Source organism: Corynebacterium sp. MSK074, from assembly GCF_030229735.1.
Lineage (GTDB): Bacteria > Actinomycetota > Actinomycetes > Mycobacteriales > Mycobacteriaceae > Corynebacterium.
Map to the genome: position 1 here is coordinate 198449 of NZ_JASPIX010000001.1, position 19688 is coordinate 218136.

A 19688-nucleotide genomic window follows, 5' to 3' on the forward strand; every position below is an offset into this window, starting at 1 on the left:
CTAGGTCAAGCACAGAACCGGCCTCCTCCCTTACTCCGCGGGGTTTCGCGGGATGGGGAGGAGGCCGGCTTCGTATTAACTGCCGAGGCAAAAACTAGCCGGCGACGGGGCCGCCGCAGTTGGGCCAAGCGCCAGCACCCTGGGTGGCTAGGACGCTTTCGGCCACGGCAATCTGCTGCTCGCGGGTCGCCTGGTCAGCCGTCGGGGCGTACTGGGTGCCGCCATTGGCGGCCCAAGTCTGCGGGTTGAACTGCAGGCCGCCCTGGTAACCGTTTCCGGTATTGATGTGCCAATCACCGCCGGACTCGCAGGCGGCTACCTGATCCCAGGCGCTAGCCGGTGCGGCGGTAGCAGCAGGCGCGGCCAAGCCAGCAAGGCCGAGTGCTGCGGCGGATGCGGTCAACATGGTCTTCTTAAAACGCATTGAGAGGAAACTCCTTCTCTTTGTGTCTTTTAGCTTGCGGAATCTCCTGCAAGCTCATGGTGACCCAACCTACGCACGCTTGCGGAGCGAAAGCAATGCATTATGCCGTAAAGGTCGCTGCAATTTCGCTGACTGGTGTTCAGGGGATTTACAGGCGGTCAGCCTGTCTTATCGCATTCCGTGGGACTCCGCCGCGATGCCAATGAGCCAAGTAACCCATTCCTGATCCGGGGATTCTTCTTGCGCTGCACCCGTGGCGGCAGCGGACCACTTGCGGCCGTCGTGTGCGGCAAGGCCATCGATAAAGGCCAGGGCGGAATCAGAATCGTGGGGCAGTTCTTGCTCTCCGGAGGTATAAGCCGGCTCCGGCTGCGGAGTGTTGCCGTAGCGGGCAAGTGCGCCCTGGAGGGCGTCGATGCGGCGATGATGAACAGCGAGGCGATGATCCACCTTGTCCTCGTGCTCGGGGCCAACGTAGGCGCGGGCGAAATCTAGACCGTATACCTGCTCATACTCCCAGCTCAGGAGATCAGCAGCGCTTTTTTGCTCTGGTTGGGAAAGCTCGGGAATATCGGGGGCATCGCCAGGCAACCAAGCATTGAGCGCGATGGCCTGCTCGGTAACTAGGGTGCGCGATTCAACGGTGACCTCATCGGTGGCCTCGGTGGTAGCGGAAGCGGCATTTTCCATAATTTCGCCAGAGTCTGCGGCGTGATTGGCCTCGGTAGGGCGCTCTACCTCGCAGGAGCGTGGGGGATTGCCAGCATCATCCGTGCCGCATAGCCGCGTAATTTCGGCATAAAGGGCATCCGCCTGGGAGCTGCGCAGCCCTGCGGCATGGTCATCGACGCCGCTGAGGGACAAGGCGTCGGTGGCGGCGGCGTCGGCAAGCGCCAGCAGCCTGTTCTCTGGCCGCGGGCCAAAATAGTCGACGACGGAATCAACCGCTTGGCACCCAGCCAAGCCGGGCAGGGTGGCGGTTGTGGCTACGAGGGTCAAAGCTATACGTCGGCGGTTCACGCAAAAGACTGTACCCCGTAGCACGTAGGCTAGTGGGCATGGCTTTCCCAGATGCACAACAATTGACCGATCTCTTGCAACCCAAATTGGCTGAGCGGGGATTGGACGTAGAAGACATTAAAACCACCAAGGCGGGAAAGAAATCCCAGGTCATTATCCGTATTGATGGTGATAAGCGCCCTAGCTCCGATGTGCTGGAGGAAGTATCCAACGAGCTTTCTGCCTTCTTTGATGACAAGGAAGCGCAGGGAGAGCTGAACTTCGGCGCCGGCTATACCTTGGAGGTCTCCACCCCCGGCGTGGACTTGCCGCTAACCGCCCCGCGCCACTGGCGCCGCAATCGGGGGCGCAAGGTCTCCTTTGACCTTGGCGATGGCAAGACTCAATCGGCGCGCATTGGCGCGCTTAACGACGCCGCCGATGCCGTAATCCTCATCACGGCAAGCAAAAAGGACGTGCAGGCGCGCGCCGAACGATTGGAAAACATTGCCCGGGCAGTGGTAGAAATTGAGTTTGCACAGCCGTCCGAACAGGAGCTAGAGGCAGTGCGAAAGACGTTTGAAGAAGCCGAGAACTAACCGGCAACCGAGAGGAATGACAAGTGAATATTGATCTACAGGCACTTCGTACCATCGAATCCGAGCGCAATGTCCCCGTAAAGGACTTGCTGGAAGCGATTGCGGGTGCCTTGTTGTATTCCTACCTGGATTACCGCGAGTCCAATGCTGGCGGCAAGGTAGAAGGCGCCAAGTCCCGCGTCGATATCGACGCCACCACCGGTGCGGTCAGCGTCATTGTCTCGGAGCGCGACCCAGAAACTGGGGAAGTAACCACCGAATACGATGACACCCCGGACAACTTTGGACGTGTGGGCGCGCAGGCCGTGCGCGAGGCCATCCTGCGCAAGTTGCGCGAGGCCGAGGCAGAGCGCACCTACGATTCCTACTCGGAGCTTACCGGCCGCGTTGTCAGCGGCATCGTTCAGCGCGATGCGCGCGCTAATGCCCGCGGAATCGTCGTGGTCCAGCTGGGCTCTGAGCTGGAGTCCCAAGACGGCATCTTGCTGCCTGCTGAGCAGATTCCGGGAGAAAAGCTCGAGCACGGTGACCGCATCAAGGCCTATGTCGTAGGCGTTAATCGCAACGGCGCCCAAGTACAGATCAATCTCTCCCGCACCCACCCGGAACTGGTGCGTGGCCTTTTTGAGCTCGAAGTTCCAGAAGTTGCCGATGGCACCGTAGAAATGATTGCCATCGCCCGTGAGGCAGGCCACCGTTCCAAGGTGGCCGTTGTGGGCCATGCCAAGGGCCTGAACGCTAAGGGAGCCTGCATCGGCCCGCGCGGTCAGCGCGTCAATAACATCATGCGCCAGCTCGGCGGTGAAAAGATTGACATCATTGACTTCAGCGAGGATCCGACGGTCTATGTAGGCAACGCACTGGCCCCCTCGAAGGTGGTCAAGGTCACCGTTGTAGACAACGAGGCGCAAATCGCGCGCGTGGTGGTGCCGGATTACCAGCTGTCCCTGGCTATTGGTAAAGAGGGGCAGAATGCCCGTCTAGCTGCCCGTTTGACCGGCTGGAAGATTGATATTCACTCGGACGCTGACGCTAATTAAGGATCTGCGCTTTTGTAGCGTAGGCTAGTAAACGGCCCAGTTGCAGATTGGGGCATATTGGCGACGCGAAAAGTAAGGAGTTGAATGTCTGAGAGGCAAAGACTCCGGACTTGTATCGCCACTCGCCGCCGCCTGCCAGATACGAACTTGTTACGGGTGGTCATCGACCGCGATGATCCGCACGGCCGCCATCTGGTAGCAGATCCACACCGCCGGCTTCCCGGCCGCGGGGCGTGGATTAGCCCCACACTTTCTGCACTCGAGCTAGCGGAGCGCAAACGCGCCTTCAAGCGCGCGCTTCGCACGTCCGCACCCGTGGACACAGGTCAGGTACGGCAGTACTTGGAAGCGCATGGCGGACAAGTACCTAGCGTGGAAGATGCCGCGTTAGATTCGTACGAACCAGAGTTACAAAGGAAGACCGAACACTGATGAGCGCACAACGATGAAGCATCAGCGATGAAAGTCCTACACACCTAACTAGGGGTCAGGCCAGTTTCCGCGGCCTTGACTCCTAGTCGATACCAAGAGGAGACAAGTGCCCGGAAAGCTACGTGTTCACGAGCTCGCAAAGCAGCTCGGAGTAACCAGCAAGGAACTGCTCGCCACCCTGAAGGAACAGGGTGAGTTTGTAAAGACTGCTTCTTCCACCATCGAACCGCCGGTGGTTAAGAAGATGCGAGCTCATTATGAAGCACAGTCCGGCGGCGATGACGCCGCCGAGAAGAAGCAAGACAATAAGCCTGCCAAGGGTGCCGCTAAGAGCACCGCAAAGGCGAGTGCCCCTAAGCCGGGTGCGAAATCTGCTGCCCCCAAGCCGGGCGCAGAGGCGCCAAAGCCAGGCGCGAAGGCTGCTGCCCCGAAGCCAGGCCAGGGCGCACCGAAGCCGGGACAGGGTGCTGCTAAGCCCGGTGCAAAGCCAGCTGCCCCGAAGCCGGGCGCACAGGCCCCGAAGCCGGGTGCAAAGTCTGCCGCACCGAAGCCCGGCCAGGGCGCACCGAAGCCAGGCCAGGCTGGCGGCAAGAAGTCGGGCGAGCGTCCGACCCCAGGCAATTCCATGCCTCGTCCAATGCCGAAGCCAGGCGGTTCCCGTCGCGTAGCTAATAACCCGTTCTCCACGGGTGGCGGCGACAACCGTCCGGGCCCTCGCCCAGGTGGCTCCAAGGGTCAGCGTGGCGGCAATAAGCCAGGCGATAACCGCGGTAAGCGCGGTGGCCAGAACGAGGGCGGAAATAACCGCCAGGGTGGCAATAACCAGGGTGGCGGCGGTCGCCGTCCATCCCCGGCCATGATGCCGTCCCACCCGAACCCTGCGTCGATGCCGTCTAAGGCACCGAGCGGTGGTGGACGTGGCGGCCGCGGTCGCGGCGGTCACGGCGGGCCAGGCCACGGTGGCCCAGGTGGCGGCCGTCCAGGCGGTTTCCGCGGCGGTGGACGCGGCGGACGTCGCGGCGGCACCGCGGGTGCATTCGGCCGTCCAGGTGGCGCTCCACGTAAGGGCAAGAAGTCCAAGCGTCAGAAGCGCCATGAGTACGAGGAGCAGCAGAAGCATGTAGTAGGCGGCGTGCGCTTGCCAGACGGCAAGGGCCAAACCGTCCGCCTGCGTCGTGGTGCATCCCTGTCTGACTTCGCCGAGAAGATCGGTTCGGATCCAGCATCGTTGGTGCAGGCACTGTTCAATCTCGGTGAAATGGTGACGGCAACCGCTTCCGTATCGGAAGATACGCTGCAGCTGCTCGGCTCCGAGATCAACTACAACGTCGAGGTTGTCTCCCCTGAGGACGAGGACCGCGAGCTGCTCGAGTCCTTCGACTTGAAGTTCGGCGAGGACGAAGGCGGCGAGGAAGCACTGGAGAATCGTCCTCCAGTCGTCTCCGTTATGGGTCACGTTGACCACGGTAAGACCCGCCTGTTGGACGCCATTCGTAAGACCAACGAGGGCGCCCGCGAGGAAGGCGGCATCACCCAGGGCATTGGTGCCTACCAGACCACGGTGGACGTGGACGGCGAGCGCACCATCACCTTCCTGGATACCCCGGGTCACGAGGCCTTTACCGCCATGCGTGCCCGCGGTGCTAAGTCAACCGACTTGGCCATCCTCGTGGTTGCCGCCGATGACGGCGTTATGCCACAGACCGTGGAGGCCATCAACCACGCCAAGGCTGCCGATATTCCGGTCGTCGTGGCCGTGAACAAGGTGGATAAGCCGGAAGCTCAGCCGGATAAGATCCGTGGCCAGCTCACCGAGTACGGCCTGGTTCCGGAAGAGTACGGCGGCGACACCATGTTCGTGGATATCTCCGCGAAGCAGGGCAAGAACATTGACCAGCTGCTTGAGTCGGTCATCCTCACCGCGGATGCGGCCTTGGAGCTGACCGCTAACCCAGACATGGACGCACAGGGCGTGGCCATTGAGGCTCACCTGGACCGCGGACGCGGTCCGGTGGCAACGGTCATCGTTCAGCGCGGTACCTTGCACGTGGGTGACTCCATCGTCGTTGGCGATGCGCACGGCCGTGTCCGCCGCATGCTCGATGAGTTCGGCGAAGACGTCGAAGAGGCGGGCCCATCCCGTCCGGTGCAGGTCCAGGGTCTGTCCGGTGTGCCGGGTGCAGGCGATAATCTGCTCGTGGTGGAAGATGATCGCGTTGCCCGCCAGATTGCTAACCAGCGTGATGCTCGCAAGCGCTCTGCCCTGCAGGCAAAGCAGCGCAAGCGCGTCTCCCTGGAGGATCTGGACAAGGTATTGCAGGAGACTTCGACCCTCAACCTCATCCTCAAGGGCGACAATGCCGGTTCCGTCGAGGCACTGGAAGATGCCCTGCTGGATATCAAGACCGAGGACGAAGTCGAGCTCAACATCATCGACCGTGGTGTGGGCGCTGTGACCGAGACCAACGTCTCTCTCGCAGCGGCTTCCGACGCCGTCATCATTGCCTTCAACACCCGTGCGGAAGGCAAGGCGACGGAGATGGCCACCCAAGAGGGCGTGGATATTCGTTACTACACGATCATCTACAAGGCCATCGAAGAGGTCGAGGCTGCGCTCAAGGGCATGCTCAAGCCGATTTACGAGGAGCGCGACACCGGTGCGGCCGAAATCCGCGCCCTGTTCAAGTCCTCCGCGGTGGGTACCATCGCCGGCTGCATGGTTACCGAGGGCAAGGTTGTCCGCAACGGCAAGGTTCGCCTGCTGCGCGATAACAACGTCATCACTGCCGACGCCAAGATTGAGTCCCTGCGTCACGAAAAAGACGACGCAACCGAGATCAAGGCCGGCTACGAGTGCGGTATGGTGCTCTCTTACCCGGATATCCAGGTAGGCGACATCATCCAGGCCTACGAAGAGGTCGAGGTTCCGCGCGACTAAACGTCGCCGTCTCAAGGCCCGCTTCCGCTCCCGCCGTCCCCACTGAATGTGCTGCCAGCACTCAGTAGGGAAGGCCCGGGGAGATTGGAAGCGGGCCTTGTGCTATTCCGGCGTCTGTAAGTCAAGGGCGCCGTGAGCGCCGCTGCCTACAGGCGCTGCCGCGACGGGTTTTCATTGTCCGGGATTCGGCACTAAACTGGTGGTTTCTTGTACCGGTTGGCGGTAATTTTAGAGATAGATTCTTTTCGAGCTGGGAGGTTCACATGGTCGATCACGCACGCGCAGCGCGCATGGCCAAGCGCATTCAGGAAATCGTGGCGAGCGCCATCGAACGCCAGATTAAGGATCGCCGCCTCGAGCTGGTGACCATTACGGATACTCGAGTCACGGGCGACCTGCACGATGCCACCGTGTTTTATACCGTGCGCGGAAAGGACATTGATTCAGAGCCGGACTTTGCACAAGCAGAAGAAGCCCTCAAGCGCGCTAAAGGTCAGCTGCGCAAGATTGTGGGCGATCAGCTCTCGGTGCGGTTTACCCCGACGCTAACCTTCGAGGTTGATACCGTTCCGGAGGCCTCTGCTCATATGGAAGAGCTTCTGGCTCGTGCTCGCGCCCGCGATGAAGAACTGGCAAAGCTGAAGGAAAACGCCCAGCCGGCAGGGGATGCGAACCCGTATAAGACCTCCGATGAAGACGAGGCTTAAGTGACTAAGAAGCAATACCAGCCGGCAGTTGCCGCTTTGCATGATGCACATAGCATCTGCATTGTGACGCACCTGCGGCCGGATGCCGATGCCATCGGCTCTGCTGCGGCGTTGCTGCTCGCGCTGCGCCAACGGGGCAAAGACGTGTGTGCCGTTGTGGGCCAGGAGCGGGAGATTTCCCGTAATCTTTACACCATTCCTGCCGCCGACGACGTCACCACTAGTCGTGAGCTGCCGGAAGGCTATGACCTCTACGTCACCGTTGATTGTGGTTCTTTAGACCGGACGGGCTTTTTTGCGGACCGGATTGAGCAGCTAGCCCAGCAGGGCCGAGTTCTGTGCATTGACCATCATTCTTCTAATCCAGGGTTTGGTGCCATCAATGTGGTGGACACTGAATGTGAATCCACCACCGTGGTGTTGCTGAGCATCCTGGATTCACTGGAGATTCAGATTGACCGTCATATTGCGCACTGCTTATATGCCGGTTTGATGACCGATACTGGCAGCTTCCGCTGGGGCAGGCCGGCTATGCACGATATTGCCACCCGCCTCATGCACTACGAACTCGATACCAAGCAGATCGCAGCTGACCTTTTAGATTCCACCACGCCGGACGATCTTCAGATGATCGGTAGGGTATTGGCCGGTTTGCGCCTCGAAGAAGCAGGGGAGCACACCCTAGGCATTCTCGTCGCGCGGCTGGAAGATATCCAGGGACACTCTGATTCGGCCGTTGAATCTTTGGTGGAGTTCGTTCGCGCGCTTGAAGGAACCACCGTCGGCGTGGTGTTTAAGGAACAAGCTCCGGAGGTGTGGGCGGTTTCCTTGCGTTCTTCTCGCATTGATTGTTCTTCGGTAGCGCTTACCTTCGGGGGCGGCGGACATGTACCGGCCGCGGGCTATACCGCCCATGGGGCTCCGGAAAAGATTATTAAGGAATTGGTGGCCGCTATCCAATGAGAAATAGGCAGACGGATGGAATGAACGCTCAGGATCGCTCCACCGCTGGCACGGTAACCGCACGCGAGGTCTTTGGCCTCGCGTTTCCCGCGCTTGGCGTACTTGCGGCCATGCCGCTCTACCTCTTGCTGGATACCGCGGTAGTCGGACGCCTTGGCGCCCAAGAGCTCGCCTCGCTGGCTGCAGCCACCACAATTCACTCCGTGGTGACGACGCAGTTGACTTTCTTGTCCTACGGCACGACCGCTCGCTCTGCCCGTCTCTTTGGCTCCGGAAAGCGCGAAGCTGCGGTTGCTGAAGGCGTGCAAGCCACCTATGTGGCCCTAGGTGTAGGCGCGCTGCTCGCCGTGATCATGTGGATTTTCGGCGGCGTATTTGCCCGCGCCTTAACCGGTGATCCCACCACGGCCGCCGGTACGGCCTTGTGGCTGCGCATCGCAGCTCTGGCTATTCCCGTTACTTTGGTGGAGATGGCCGGAAACGGCTGGATGCGCGGCGTCCAAGATACGAAGAAGCCGCTGTACTTCACTTTGTCTGGCATGATTCCCGGCGCTATTGCGGTGCCCATCTTCGTCCATTTCTGGGGGCTGGCAGGCTCGGCCATTGCTACGGTTTTGGGCATGAGCATTATTGCAGCGCTATTTGTCCGCGAATTGCATAAGGAACATACCGGCTCCTGGCAATTTCAGTGGCATGTGGTACGCGAACAGCTCATCTTAGGCCGCGATCTTATTTTGCGTTCGGCTAGCTTCCAGGTGGCCTTTCTTACTGCCACGGCTGTGGTTTCCCGCGTTGGTACCGCTTCTTTGGCCGGTCACCAGATCATGATGCAGCTGTGGAACTTCATGTCCCTTATCTTGGATTCGTTGGCCATTGCCGCGCAATCGTTGACTGGTGCGGCCCTTGGTGCTGGCTCTGCGCGGCACGCACGCAGTGTGGGCAGCAAGGTGGCGTTGTACTCTACGATTTTCTCTGGCCTCTTGGCTGCCGTATTTGCTGCTGGTGCAGGGATTATTCCGCGCATTTTTACCTCCGCTCCGGAGGTGCTCGATGCCATCTCTAAGCCGTGGTGGATCCTGGTAGCCATGGTTATCGGCGGCGGCGTGGTCTTCGCCTTCGATGGTGTCTTGCTGGGGGCCGGCGATGCTGCCTTCCTGCGTACGCTGACCATTTCTTCGGTCCTAGTGGGATTTTTGCCGGGTGTAATCTTGGCGCACTTTATGGGTACAGGCTTAACCGGCGTGTGGTGTGGTCTCGCCGCCTTCATTGCTTTCCGTATGGTGGGTGTGGTCTACCGGTTCCGATCGATGAAATGGGCCGTAGTACAGGAGCGCTAGCTGCGCTAAAGTGGGCGTGTTGATACTCTCGCGCGGTGTGCGGCTCCGTGCAGCGCGCAGATTCCAGGAAGGCAGGTGAGAAACCTATGCCAACAGTGTGGGCGGTTTCTGACCTGCATGGAGCGGTCAACGCTAATAGCGAGCGCATTGATCAGCTTACTCCGCCCGATCCCGCGGATTGGCTCATTGTGGCCGGGGACGTTGCAGAGCGCACCGATCTCATTATTCGCATTTTGCGCCAGCTCAATGATCGCTATGCCAGGGTCATCTGGGTGCCGGGCAACCATGAGCTATTCTCCCGTTCCCAGGACCGGTATCAAGGCCGAGAAAAGTATGCGCACCTAGTGGAAAGGTGCAGGGAGATTGGAGTTATTACTCCCGAAGACCCGTATCCGGTATTTCACGGAACTACCATCGTTCCGCTCTTTACTTTGTATGATTACAGTTTCCGTCCGCATGGCCTTAGCGTGGACGAAGCCATTGACGCGGCGCGCGCGAAACAACTCATGATGACCGATGAGTTCGCTATCGCCCCCTTCGTAGACGTGCGGGCGTGGTGTTGGGATAGGTTGGCTTATTCCATCAAGCGCCTTTCTCGAGTACATGGTCCTACCGTGTTGGTTAACCATTGGCCCTTGGTCCAAGAACCAACCATGCTGTTGCGCTTTCCGGAAATTGCCTTATGGTGCGGAACTAGGCATACGCGGTCGTGGCCGCGGCGCTACAACGCGGAGTCCGTCATTTATGGGCACCTGCATATGCCGTCTCGCATGAATGTGGACGGCGTTGACCACATCGAAACGTCATTGGGGTATCCACGCGAATGGCAGGGGCGCGACAGCACCCAGGCGTGGCCGTATCCGGTACTGCGATCTTTTGAAGGGGAGGAGGCACGATGATGTATCCGGATCTATTTCCTGAAAGTGCGCGCTATTGCTACGTGTGCACGGATTCGGGTTACGCGGATTTGGCTAATTTTGAAGGCCTCGCGGCTGAAGAAAAGTCTCTGGTTTCCCAGGCAGTTGATGTGCGCAAGGCCGAGTTCGGAGATGCTCGGTGGTGTGCGCACCGAGCCTTGCAGGAATTGGGGGCCAGCCCGGCGACGCCGATTTTGCGCGGCGAGCGCGGCATGCCGCTGTGGCCCAAGGGCTTTGTAGGTTCGATGACGCATACCGAGGGCATGCGGGCTGCGGTGGTTGCCCCTACCTCTGCCTTAAAATCCGTAGGCTTGGATGCAGAACCCGCCGAACCGCTGCCGGATCATGTGCTCACCATGATCGCCCGGGCAGGGGAGATGCCGCAGCTTTTGCGACTTCGTGAGGCGGGGATTACCTGCCCGGACCGATTGCTCTTCTGCGCCAAAGAGGCCACGTACAAGTCATGGTTTCCCATGACCTTCCGCTGGCTGGACTTTGACCAAGCAGAAATCGACCTGCGCGAGGACGGCACGCTAATTTCCTATATTTTGGCTAGGCCCACACCAGTGCCTTTTATCACCGGGCGTTGGGTAATTCGAGACGGCTACGTTATCGTCTCCACCTCGGTTCCAGCCTTAGACTTTAGCCACTAAAGGGTAGAGGGCCGTGCCACAAATACGGTGGCCAGGCGCTTGCCTTTTTCTTTAATGAGCGCCACCGCTTGGCCATTAGGGGCCACAGCAGCGTGGACGCCCTTGAGCCCGCGGGGCTCTAGCCACTTGCCCATAGCGAGGGCGGCTGCCTCCTCCTCTGTGACGGAAAGGACGGGGAAGCAGCGAGCCAAGGCCTCATCCAGGCTGAGGGACAGGCGAGGGGATTCGGCAAGGGCGTCGAGCGAGAGGGTGTCGGCAAGTGCAAAAGGGCCCACCTCAGTGCGGCGCAAGGCTGTCAGGTGCCCTCCAACCTGCAGCGCCTCGCCCAAATCGCGGGCCAGGGAACGAATATAGGTACCGGAAGAACAATCCACCGTGACGTCTAGATCGATGTAGTCGCCCTCGCGGCGCTCTGCCAGAACGTCAAACCTATCTACCGTTACTGGGCGGGCGGGAATGTCTACTTCCTGGCCCTCGCGTACTAGCTCATGGGCGCGGCGGCCGTTAATTTTAATAGCGGATACGGCCGCGGGCTTTTGCATGATGTCGCCGGTGAGCTTGGCAATCTCTGCCACGATTGCGGTGCGGTCAATGGCTGCAGCGCTAGCGCCCCAAGAGTACTCTCCCTCGGCGTCATCGGTTGTGGTGGCGGCGCCGAGGCGAATGGTGGCGTCATAGGACTTAGTGGAGGCAACCATGTGGGCCAAGAACTTGGTGCCACGCTCCATGCCTAGGACAAGTACGCCGGTGGCCATGGGGTCGAGGGTGCCGGCGTGGCCTACCTTCTTGGTGTGAAAGTACCTGCGTAGGCGGCCGACGACATCGTGGGAGGTCATGCCGGCGGGTTTGTCTACGATGACGAGTCCGGAGTTTGCGAGCGCATCAGTCATAGCCTCTAAGTCTATGCTCTACGATGGTCTGCGTGGATATTTGGTACGGAATCGATGACATCCCCGCGGAATTGGGCCCAACGTCAGTAACCATCGGCGTGTTTGACGGCCTGCACCGCGGCCATCAGCAGCTCATCTCCGCCTGCGTGGAGCATGCACGCGCTCATGGTGAGCGCCCTGTCATGGTGACCTTTGACCCGCACCCGGTGTCGGTATTTCTCCCGGAACGTGCACCGTTGGCGGTGCTGAGCTTTGAACGCCGACTGGAATTGGCCGAAGAGATGGGCATTGCTGCCGTGCTCGTTATTGACTTCACCCGCGACCTTGCTGGGGTGGAGCCACGGCCCTACGTAGAAGATTTATTGGTAGGAAAGCTCGCAGCCCAGCACATCGTGGTAGGAGAGAACTTCACCTTTGGCGCCGGCGCGACCGGAACCGCCCAGGCTATGCAGGACTTTGGTGCCGAGTTTGGCTTTAGCGTCGAAATCGTCCCATTGCTGGATGATGAGGGCGTGCGCATTTGTTCCACCCACATTCGTGAATGCCTTGCGCAGGGGGACATCGAATCCGCCAATTGGGCGCTTGGTCGCCATTTCACCGTGACCGGGCCTGTAGTGCGCGGTGCAGGACGTGGTGGCAAGGAGCTCGGATTCCCCACGGCCAATCAGTATTTCCCGGATACGGTCGCCATCCCGGCCGATGGTGTGTACGCGGGCTGGTTCATCGTCCACTCTGACTCCTCTATCGACGGGGATATGCGCCCTGGCGTGGCCTATGCGGCCGCGATTTCCGTAGGCACCAACCCCACCTTTGGCGACGAGGAGCGCTCTATCGAGTCCTTCGTGCTCGACCGCGATGCTGACCTGTACGGCTACGAGGCTACGGTGCACTTTGTAGGCCACCTCCGCGATATGGTGAAGTTCAATTCCGTAGACGAGCTGCTAGAAGCGATGGCCAATGACGTAGCCAAGGCCCGCCAGGTGCTAGCCGCCGATGCTAAGGCGCAGGGCTGGACCGCGAAGGACTACTTCCTGCGGGAGAAATAAATGAAGGCGATTCTCGATCTTGATACCGGCATTGATGATGCCCTAGCGCTGGCGTATGCCATCGCCCGTCCGGACCTGGACTTAATCGGCGTGACCTGCACGTACGGCAACGTGACCGTGCCCTTAGCCGTGCGCAATACACTGGCCCTTCTAGAACTACTGGGCCAAGACGATATTCCGGTCTTTGCCGGACCTAGCCCGGATGGTTTTCGGCCAAGCGAGATTTCTTCTTTTATCCACGGCCACAACGGCGTGGGGGAGGTCCTGCTTCCGCCGGCAACCACCCAGGCGCAGTCCCAACCAGCGGCTGAGTTCCTCATCGAGGCCGTGCACGAGCACAGCGATGATCTAGTAATCATTCCGACCGGCCCGTCCACCACGATTGCTGCCGCCATGCAGCAGGACCCTTCCTTTGCCACGGCCGCACACCTGGTGATGATGGGCGGGGCTCTCACCGTTCCGGGCAACGTCACGCCGTGGTCTGAGGCCAATATCTCCCAGGATCCGGAAGCTACCGATTACCTGTTCCGCCACACAAGTGATACCACCTTGGTGGGCTTGGACGTCACCTTGCGCACGCTTTTGACCACGGCGGAGTCTGCGCGTTGGCGCGCTACCGGAACCCGCGCCGGCCGCATTTTTGCGGATATGGTGGACTATTACATTCGTGCTTACGCCACCACATCGCCGCACTTAGGCGGGTGCGGCCTGCACGATCCATTGGCCGTTGCGGTGGCAGCAGATGCCTCGCTTGTCGACGTCCTTTCGATAAACCTCAAGACTGACACCACCGGCCCTACCCGTGGGCGGACAATCGCGGATGAAAAGCGATTGGATGCGCCACCCACCGCCCGGGTAGCTGTGGGTGTGGATAGTGATCGTTTTGTGCGAGAGTTTGTCGAACGCCTTGAGACGTTCTTCAGCGAGCTTTAAAAGCACAGCCTAGGCGCCACGGGTTTTGATTTTTTCTGCCTGGGCGCTGTAAGGTGTTTGTTTGGCTTAGCGACTGCGGTTCACAGCAGTTGCGGCATGCACAAGTCACGCGCGCAGCGCAGGCTTATGCGTCACGATAATGTGGACTGAAATAAAGGAGAAATACTCATGGCATTGACCACTGAGAAGAAGGCCGAAATCCTCAAGGAGTACGGCCTGCACGAAACCGATACCGGTTCCCCTGAGGCACAGGTTGCCCTGCTGACCTCCCGCATCAATACTTTGACCGAGCACCTGAAGTTCCACAAGCACGATCACCACTCCCGTCGTGGTCTGCTGCTGATGGTTGGTCGCCGTCGTGGCCTGCTGAAGTACCTGGCTGAGAACAACGTCGATCGCTACCGTGATCTGATCTCTCGCCTGGGTCTGCGCCGTTAATTTCGGCCCAGCTTCGGCCACCTCGCCCCGCCCTTTGGCGGGGCTTTTGTGGTTTTTCTGTTAGAATTTGACACCGTTGTCATAGACAAAATCGACCAGGCGGCATCGACGATCGCCTAAACCACTCAAGGAGACATTTTTTAATGAGCGTTCAGAACTCCGTCGAGTTCAATATTGACGAGGACTTTGGCATTACCGAGGCCATTGCCACGCTAGACAATGGTGACTTTGGCACCCGCACCCTGCGCTTCGAAACCGGCCAGTTGGCTCGCCAGGCAGACGGCTCCGTGACCACCTACTTGGACGATGAGACCATGTTGCTGGCCACGACTACTGCGTCCAACCAGCCGCGCGAGGGATTCGACTTCTTCCCGCTGACTGTGGACGTAGAAGAGCGTATGTACGCCGCCGGCAAGATTCCGGGCTCCTTCTTCCGCCGTGAGGGCCGCCCTTCCTCTGAGGCCATCCTGGCATGCCGCCTTATCGACCGCCCGCTGCGTCCAACCTTTGTCAAGGGTCTGCGCAACGAGGTCCAGGTCGTTGTTACCGTGATGTCCCAGGATCCGGAAGAGTACTACGACGTCGTTGCTATCAACGGCGCTTCCGCCGCCACCCAGCTGTCCGGCTTGCCCGTTTCCGGCGCTGTCGGCGGTGTCCGCATGGCACTGATCGCTGATGATAAGCACCCCGAGGGCCAGTGGGTGGCCTTCCCGAATCACGAGCAGCACGAGCGCGCTCTCTTTGAGATGGTCGTTGCCGGCCGCATTGTCAAAAAGGGCCGTAAGGACGACGTAGCCATCATGATGGTCGAGGCCGGTGCCGGCACCAACGTTGCTGAGCGCATTGCCGACGGCGCTCCTGCACCGCAGGAAGCAACCGTTGCTGAAGGCTTGGAGGCAGCAAAGCCATTCATTAAGACCTTGTGCGAGGCCCAGAACGGTCTGGCCGAGCGTGCCGCCAAGGAAACCCAGGAGTTCCCACTCTTCCCGGCATACGGCGATGATGTCTTCGTGGCAGTGGAGAAGGCTGCTGCAAAGAAGCTAGAGAAGCTGCTGACCATTCCGGGTAAGCAGGAACGCGACGATGCCACCAATGAATACATGGAGCAGGTCGAAGAAGAGCTCTTGGACCAGTTCGAGGACTTGGATGAGGCCGATGCCTCCAAGCAGATCCGCGGTGCTTATAACGCCCTGATGAAGCAGATCGTGCGCCACAAGATCCTCTCCGAGGGCTTCCGTATCGATGGCCGCGGCGTTACCGATATCCGCGACCTCTCCGTTGAGGTGGACCTGGTTCCGCGTGCCCACGGTTCTTCCCTGTTCGAGCGCGGTGAGACCCAGATTCTGGGTGTTACCACCCTGGACATGCTCAAGATGGAGCAGCAGATTGATTCCCTGACCCCGGTAGAATCCAAGCGTTACATGCACCACTACAACTTCCCGCCATTCTCCACTGGCGAGACTGGCCGCGTGGGCTCCCCGAAGCGCCGCGAGATCGGCCACGGTGCTTTGGCCGAGCGCGCTCTGCTTCCGGTCATCCCATCCCGTGAGGACTTCCCATACGCCATCCGTCAGGTCTCTGAGGCCTTGGGCTCCAATGGCTCCACCTCTATGGGCTCCGTGTGTGCCTCCACCTTGTCCCTCTACAATGCCGGTGTCCCGCTGAAGGCTCCGGTAGCTGGCATCGCTATGGGCTTGGTCTCTGGCGAGGTAAATGGCAAGGAAAAGTTCGTCGCCCTGACGGATATCCTCGGTGCCGAGGATGCCTTTGGCGATATGGACTTCAAGGTCGCCGGTACCTCTGAGTACATCACCGCCCTGCAGCTGGACACCAAGTTGGATGGCATCCCGTCTAAGGTCCTGGCCCAGGCCCTGGAGCAGGCTCGCGATGCCCGCTCTACCATCCTGGAAACCATGGCTGAGGTCATCGATACCCCAGATGAGATGTCTGGCCTTGCTCCGAAGATCACCTCCGTGAAGATCCCGGTTAATAAGATCGGTGAGCTTATCGGGCCAAAGGGCAAGACCATCAACCAGATTACCGAGGAAACCGGCGCCGATGTCTCCATCGAGGATGACGGAACCGTCTACGTTTCCGCTGCTACCGGTGAGGCTGCGGATGCTGCCATCGATAAGGTGAACTCCATTGCAAACCCACAGCTGCCGAAGGTTGGAGAACGCTTCCTGGGCACCGTGGTGAAGACCGTTCCGTTCGGCGCATTCGTTTCCTTGACCCCGGGTCGCGATGGTCTGATCCACATTTCTAACCTGGGTGGCGACGAGCGCATCGAGAAGGTAGAAGATGTCATCAACGTTGGCGATAAGGTTCAGGTAGAAATCGCGGATATCGATAACCGCGGCAAGATTTCCCTAGTTCCGGTTGAGGACTAATCCCTAAGCCCAAAGAAGGCTCTGCCTTCCAGTTCACTCGCTGGAAGGCAGAGCCTTTCTTCGTAGGTGTGCACCATTTAGAGGCGCCGCTATACGTTAGTTCTGGAAGTCAATGACCACGCGGGACGGGTCCTTTAGATACGTCACGGAGTAAGCGGTCTTCTTCTCTAGTCCAATAATGAGCTGTGTTTGCGCCTCAAAGGTGGTGGTGTAGTTGACTGCGCTGACCACCCCGGCACCAGGGGTAGTGCCCGGTTGCATGTACTTTTCTTTTAGCTCTGGGGTAGAAGGCCACGGTGTTCCCTCAATGCCGAGGTTGAGGAAGGTATTTCCTTGGACCTCAACCGGCTTGCCGGATGCCTGTTGGGCAGGGCTATCGGTATAGGACGTAAACCAGCCCGGTTCACCTTCGCCCTCCAAGTCAATGACGACGCGGGTGAACCCATCGTGCGCCCCCACTCGCACACCTGTGGGAACGAGGTTTCCGAGTCTCTCCGGCATGTGCTGACGGTCCTCGAGCGAGGCCGTGCCCATACCGGCGAATGCCAGTGGGGCTGAGTCCTGGGGGAGCTTCTGCTTTTCTGCATCCGCTGCAGAGGTACTGCGCGGGGCAGAAGTAGCGGCGGGGGTAGCGGAGGAGGCCTGAACTTCAGCGGTGTCGGTAGCTGACTGAACCTCACTGAAAGTTGGTGCGCCTGCCTGCGTAGTTTCTTCATCGGAACAAGCGGCAAGTGCTAACACACATCCTGCGCTGATGGCCACGGCGATAGTGCGAGAGAAAATTGAGAGAGACATATTCATCACTTCCTTGGTGCTTACCGTGTTGTTACACCCATTCTACTGGGGCAGATGGGACAAGCATTAGGAAGTGATGCAATTGTTAACCCGTGTGATGAGGGGAGGGGTGCGACTACTTCTTCAGTTCGACGAGCTGAATTAGGTTGCCCACGGTGTCATCAAAAACAGCGATGATGGACGGCCCAACATCGGTGGGCTCCATGGTGAACTTCACGCCCTTGTCACTGAGCTCCTTGTATTCCTTTTCCACATCGGCGGACAGGAACTGGGTGGCTGGAATGCCGTCGGCCTTGAGTGCTGCGGCGTAGTCTTTGGCGGCGGGGTGGCCCTTCGGTTCCAGAAGCAGCTCGGTATTTCCCTCACCTTCAGCATTGGTGACGGTGAGCCACCGAAAATCGCCGTGAGTTACATCATCCTTAACTCGGAAGCCAAGGGTATTGACGTAAAAATCGTGAGCGCGGGCAACGTCGTCTACAGGAACGGAAGCGATATATATCTGCATGCCTGCCATCCTAGGGAGAATGAGGGGCATCGTCGAAGAGCGCAAACCCTTTCCAGGAAGGCGAGGTAATGTGCATCCCCCATGCGCGTTAGGATGGGGAGAAAAGTACTACCGATGTGGCTGAAGAAGGAGAACACACCATGGCTATCAAGGTTGGCGTACTAGGCGCGCACGGACGCGTAGGCCAGGCAATCGTTGAAGGCGTCAACGCGGAAGATGACCTAGAGCTGGTGGCAGAAATCGGCCGCGGTGATGATCTGCAGCAGCTTATCGACGCCCACGCTGAGGTCATCGTGGACTTTACCCAGCCAGATTCCGTAATGGGCAACCTGGAATTCTGCATCGCCCACGGAATCCACTGCGTGGTGGGAACCACCGGCTTTGATAAGGAGCGCTTGGCTCAAGTAGAGGAGTGGACCAAGCAGGACGGTGCCGGCAATGTTCTCATTGCGCCGAACTTTGCCATTTCCGCAGTCCTCACCATGGTGCTAGCTAAGCAGGCTGCCAAGTTCTTTGAGACTGCAGAGGTTATTGAGTTCCACCACCCAACCAAGTTGGATGCGCCGTCCGGTACTGCGATCCATACCGCTGAGGGAATTGCCGCCGCCCGCAAGGAGGCTGGTCTGGGTGAAATGCCGGATGCTACGGAAAAGCAGCTCGATGGTGCCCGCGGCGCCACCGTCGACGGTATTCCGGTTCACGCAGTACGCACCCGTGGCATGGTGGCACACGAGGAGGTCATCTTTGGTGCTCAAGGTCAGTCGCTGACCATCCGCCAGGATTCTTATGACCGCGCTTCCTTTACTCCGGGCGTGCTGGTGGGCGTGCGCCAGATTGCAGATCACCCGGGCCTAGTCGTAGGCCTCGATAAGTACCTGGGGCTTTAAGCCATGGCTAAAGCAAGTGAGCTAGACATTCAGCTCATTGCCGCAACACAGTTCCACGCCCCGCAGGGCGTGGAGTGGCACGCGGATGACTCGGCCTCTGATGGGGAAGCACTTGTCGAGTTTGCTGGACGGGCTTGCTACGAGTCCTTTGATAAGCCAAATCCCCGGACGGCAACCAATGAAGCCTACCTGCACCACATCATGGAGGTAGGCCATACTGCGTTGCTCGAGCACGCTACGGCCACGATGTACATCACAGGGCTGTCGCGTTCGGCGAGCCATGAGCTCGTGCGCCACCGGCACTTTTCCTTCTCGCAGCTCTCCCAGCGCTTCGTCCACCCGGAGGAGACCGAGGTGGTCCTGCCAAAATTGGTGGCTGAGGACGAGCAACTTAGTCGATTGGTAATGCAAGCGGTAGATGAGACTCGCTTTGTCTACGATGAACTGCTTAACGCGCTGGAAGAGAAGCTGGATGAACCCAACGCTCTTCTGCGCAAGAAGCAGGCGCGTCAGGCGGCGCGTGCCGTTCTCCCCAACGCCACAGAAACGCGCATTGTTGTCACTGGCAACTATCGCGCCTGGCGTCACTTCATTGGTGCTCGTGCCGCCGAGCAGGCCGATGAGGAGCTTCGCCACGTTGCGGTGGAGTGCCTGAAACTGCTGCAAAGCAAAGCCCCAGTGCTGTTTGATGATTTCAACATCACCACTCTGGCTGATGGAACCCAGATGGCAGCAAGCCCCTACGCCTAACACGCGCGTGACCCCGATGCGGCTAATTGCAAGCCAAAAGGGTAA

Annotated in this window: 20 protein-coding genes; 15 read left to right on the forward strand and 5 right to left on the reverse strand. The window is 59.4% G+C overall.

Annotation, left to right across the window (positions count from 1 at the left end; genetic code table 11):
* Positions 1-94: 94 nt before the first annotated feature.
* Together QP965_RS00915 and QP965_RS00920 are read right to left on the reverse strand one after the other, a co-directional pair.
* Entirely contained in the window at positions 95-424 is a 330-nt protein-coding gene (locus QP965_RS00915) for a transglycosylase family protein (protein WP_239277479.1), read from the reverse strand.
* A gap of 168 nt (positions 425-592) precedes the next feature.
* Positions 593-1444 carry a DUF4439 domain-containing protein gene (locus tag QP965_RS00920; protein WP_239277481.1) on the reverse strand — a complete coding sequence of 284 codons (852 nt, stop codon included), beginning with the start codon at positions 1442-1444 and terminating at the stop codon, positions 593-595.
* A gap of 38 nt (positions 1445-1482) precedes the next feature.
* Here QP965_RS00920 and rimP point away from each other — a divergent pair, with 38 nt between their 5' ends.
* The 9 genes from rimP (at position 1483) to QP965_RS00965 (ending at position 11009) form a co-directional block, all read left to right on the forward strand.
* Positions 1483-2022, forward strand: a complete 540-nt coding sequence (rimP, locus tag QP965_RS00925) for a ribosome maturation factor RimP (protein ID WP_284843829.1) — start codon at positions 1483-1485, stop codon at positions 2020-2022.
* 23 nt (positions 2023-2045) lie between these two features.
* Complete coding sequence (gene nusA, locus QP965_RS00930) at positions 2046-3062, forward strand: transcription termination factor NusA (protein ID WP_239277484.1); 1017 nt, start codon at positions 2046-2048, stop codon at positions 3060-3062.
* Between the two features lie 84 nt (positions 3063-3146).
* Positions 3147-3494 (forward strand): YlxR family protein, encoded by a 348-nt coding sequence (locus tag QP965_RS00935; RefSeq protein ID WP_284843830.1) that lies wholly within the window; start codon positions 3147-3149, stop codon positions 3492-3494.
* A gap of 106 nt (positions 3495-3600) precedes the next feature.
* Entirely contained in the window at positions 3601-6432 is a 2832-nt protein-coding gene (infB, locus tag QP965_RS00940; protein ID WP_284843831.1) for a translation initiation factor IF-2, read from the forward strand.
* Positions 6433-6695: 263 nt separating this feature from the next.
* Positions 6696-7139, forward strand: coding sequence for a 30S ribosome-binding factor RbfA (rbfA, locus tag QP965_RS00945; protein WP_239194447.1), 444 nt, complete (start codon positions 6696-6698; stop codon positions 7137-7139).
* Entirely contained in the window at positions 7140-8102 is a 963-nt protein-coding gene (locus QP965_RS00950; RefSeq protein ID WP_284843832.1) for a DHH family phosphoesterase, read from the forward strand.
* A 20-nt stretch (positions 8103-8122) separates the two neighbouring features.
* The gene (locus QP965_RS00955; RefSeq protein ID WP_284814077.1) at positions 8123-9439 is read left to right on the forward strand and encodes an MATE family efflux transporter; all 1317 of its coding nucleotides are present in this window, start codon (positions 8123-8125) and stop codon (positions 9437-9439) included.
* Positions 9440-9525: 86 nt separating this feature from the next.
* Positions 9526-10338, forward strand: coding sequence for a metallophosphoesterase family protein (locus QP965_RS00960; protein WP_284843833.1), 813 nt, complete (start codon positions 9526-9528; stop codon positions 10336-10338).
* The gene (locus QP965_RS00965; RefSeq protein ID WP_284843834.1) at positions 10335-11009 is read left to right on the forward strand and encodes a 4'-phosphopantetheinyl transferase family protein; all 675 of its coding nucleotides are present in this window, start codon (positions 10335-10337) and stop codon (positions 11007-11009) included. The genes QP965_RS00960 and QP965_RS00965 overlap by 4 nt, the downstream gene beginning before the upstream one ends.
* Here QP965_RS00965 and truB read toward each other — a convergent pair.
* Positions 11006-11899 carry a tRNA pseudouridine(55) synthase TruB gene (gene truB, locus QP965_RS00970; RefSeq protein WP_284843835.1) on the reverse strand — a complete coding sequence of 298 codons (894 nt, stop codon included), beginning with the start codon at positions 11897-11899 and terminating at the stop codon, positions 11006-11008. The two genes, QP965_RS00965 and truB, sit on opposite strands and share 4 nt — an antisense overlap.
* A gap of 23 nt (positions 11900-11922) precedes the next feature.
* On the opposite strand from truB, the gene QP965_RS00975 reads away from it, so the two are divergent.
* The 4 genes from QP965_RS00975 to QP965_RS00990 all read left to right on the forward strand — a co-directional run bounded on the left by QP965_RS00975 (position 11923) and on the right by QP965_RS00990 (position 16706).
* A complete protein-coding gene (locus QP965_RS00975; RefSeq protein ID WP_284843836.1) occupies positions 11923-12945 on the forward strand; it encodes a bifunctional riboflavin kinase/FAD synthetase in 1023 nt (340 codons plus the stop codon).
* Positions 12946-13878 carry a nucleoside hydrolase gene (locus QP965_RS00980; RefSeq protein WP_284843837.1) on the forward strand — a complete coding sequence of 311 codons (933 nt, stop codon included), beginning with the start codon at positions 12946-12948 and terminating at the stop codon, positions 13876-13878.
* Positions 13879-14046: 168 nt separating this feature from the next.
* Positions 14047-14316 carry a 30S ribosomal protein S15 gene (gene rpsO, locus QP965_RS00985; protein WP_005278802.1) on the forward strand — a complete coding sequence of 90 codons (270 nt, stop codon included), beginning with the start codon at positions 14047-14049 and terminating at the stop codon, positions 14314-14316.
* 143 nt (positions 14317-14459) lie between these two features.
* Complete coding sequence (locus QP965_RS00990) at positions 14460-16706, forward strand: polyribonucleotide nucleotidyltransferase (RefSeq protein WP_284843838.1); 2247 nt, start codon at positions 14460-14462, stop codon at positions 16704-16706.
* Between the two features lie 96 nt (positions 16707-16802).
* Here QP965_RS00990 and QP965_RS00995 read toward each other — a convergent pair whose 3' ends face one another.
* Together QP965_RS00995 and QP965_RS01000 are read right to left on the reverse strand one after the other, a co-directional pair.
* Positions 16803-17501 (reverse strand): AMIN-like domain-containing (lipo)protein, encoded by a 699-nt coding sequence (locus QP965_RS00995; RefSeq protein ID WP_284843839.1) that lies wholly within the window; start codon positions 17499-17501, stop codon positions 16803-16805.
* Between the two features lie 115 nt (positions 17502-17616).
* A complete protein-coding gene (locus QP965_RS01000) occupies positions 17617-18006 on the reverse strand; it encodes a VOC family protein (protein WP_284843840.1) in 390 nt (129 codons plus the stop codon).
* Positions 18007-18146: 140 nt separating this feature from the next.
* On the opposite strand from QP965_RS01000, the gene dapB reads away from it, so the two are divergent.
* Both dapB and thyX read left to right on the forward strand, forming a co-directional pair.
* Positions 18147-18893: a 4-hydroxy-tetrahydrodipicolinate reductase gene (gene dapB, locus QP965_RS01005; RefSeq protein WP_284843841.1), complete on the forward strand. Its 747-nt coding sequence runs from the start codon at positions 18147-18149 to the stop codon at positions 18891-18893.
* Between the two features lie 3 nt (positions 18894-18896).
* Positions 18897-19643 carry an FAD-dependent thymidylate synthase gene (gene thyX / locus QP965_RS01010; protein WP_284843842.1) on the forward strand — a complete coding sequence of 249 codons (747 nt, stop codon included), beginning with the start codon at positions 18897-18899 and terminating at the stop codon, positions 19641-19643.
* Positions 19644-19688: the final 45 nt, after the last annotated feature.

Excerpts from the sequence above, each read along its gene's own strand:
- QP965_RS00965 (WP_284843834.1), top strand. The coding sequence starts at position 10,335 with ATGATGTATCCGGATCTATTTCCTGAAAGTGCGCGCTATTGCTACGTG.
- QP965_RS00960 (WP_284843833.1), top strand. The coding sequence starts at position 9,526 with ATGCCAACAGTGTGGGCGGTTTCTGACCTGCATGGAGCGGTCAACGCT.
- truB (WP_284843835.1), bottom strand. The coding sequence starts at position 11,899 with ATGACTGATGCGCTCGCAAACTCCGGACTCGTCATCGTAGACAAACCC.
- dapB (WP_284843841.1), top strand. The coding sequence starts at position 18,147 with ATGGCTATCAAGGTTGGCGTACTAGGCGCGCACGGACGCGTAGGCCAG.
- thyX (WP_284843842.1), top strand. The coding sequence starts at position 18,897 with ATGGCTAAAGCAAGTGAGCTAGACATTCAGCTCATTGCCGCAACACAG.
- QP965_RS00975 (WP_284843836.1), top strand. The coding sequence starts at position 11,923 with ATGGTCTGCGTGGATATTTGGTACGGAATCGATGACATCCCCGCGGAA.
- QP965_RS00990 (WP_284843838.1), top strand. The coding sequence starts at position 14,460 with ATGAGCGTTCAGAACTCCGTCGAGTTCAATATTGACGAGGACTTTGGC.
- QP965_RS00935 (WP_284843830.1), top strand. The coding sequence starts at position 3,147 with ATGTCTGAGAGGCAAAGACTCCGGACTTGTATCGCCACTCGCCGCCGC.
- QP965_RS01000 (WP_284843840.1), bottom strand. The coding sequence starts at position 18,006 with ATGCAGATATATATCGCTTCCGTTCCTGTAGACGACGTTGCCCGCGCT.
- rpsO (WP_005278802.1), top strand. The coding sequence starts at position 14,047 with ATGGCATTGACCACTGAGAAGAAGGCCGAAATCCTCAAGGAGTACGGC.
- QP965_RS00980 (WP_284843837.1), top strand. The coding sequence starts at position 12,946 with ATGAAGGCGATTCTCGATCTTGATACCGGCATTGATGATGCCCTAGCG.
- QP965_RS00955 (WP_284814077.1), top strand. The coding sequence starts at position 8,123 with ATGAACGCTCAGGATCGCTCCACCGCTGGCACGGTAACCGCACGCGAG.
- QP965_RS00915 (WP_239277479.1), bottom strand. The coding sequence starts at position 424 with ATGCGTTTTAAGAAGACCATGTTGACCGCATCCGCCGCAGCACTCGGC.
- rbfA (WP_239194447.1), top strand. The coding sequence starts at position 6,696 with ATGGTCGATCACGCACGCGCAGCGCGCATGGCCAAGCGCATTCAGGAA.
- QP965_RS00995 (WP_284843839.1), bottom strand. The coding sequence starts at position 17,501 with ATGTCTCTCTCAATTTTCTCTCGCACTATCGCCGTGGCCATCAGCGCA.
- rimP (WP_284843829.1), top strand. The coding sequence starts at position 1,483 with ATGGCTTTCCCAGATGCACAACAATTGACCGATCTCTTGCAACCCAAA.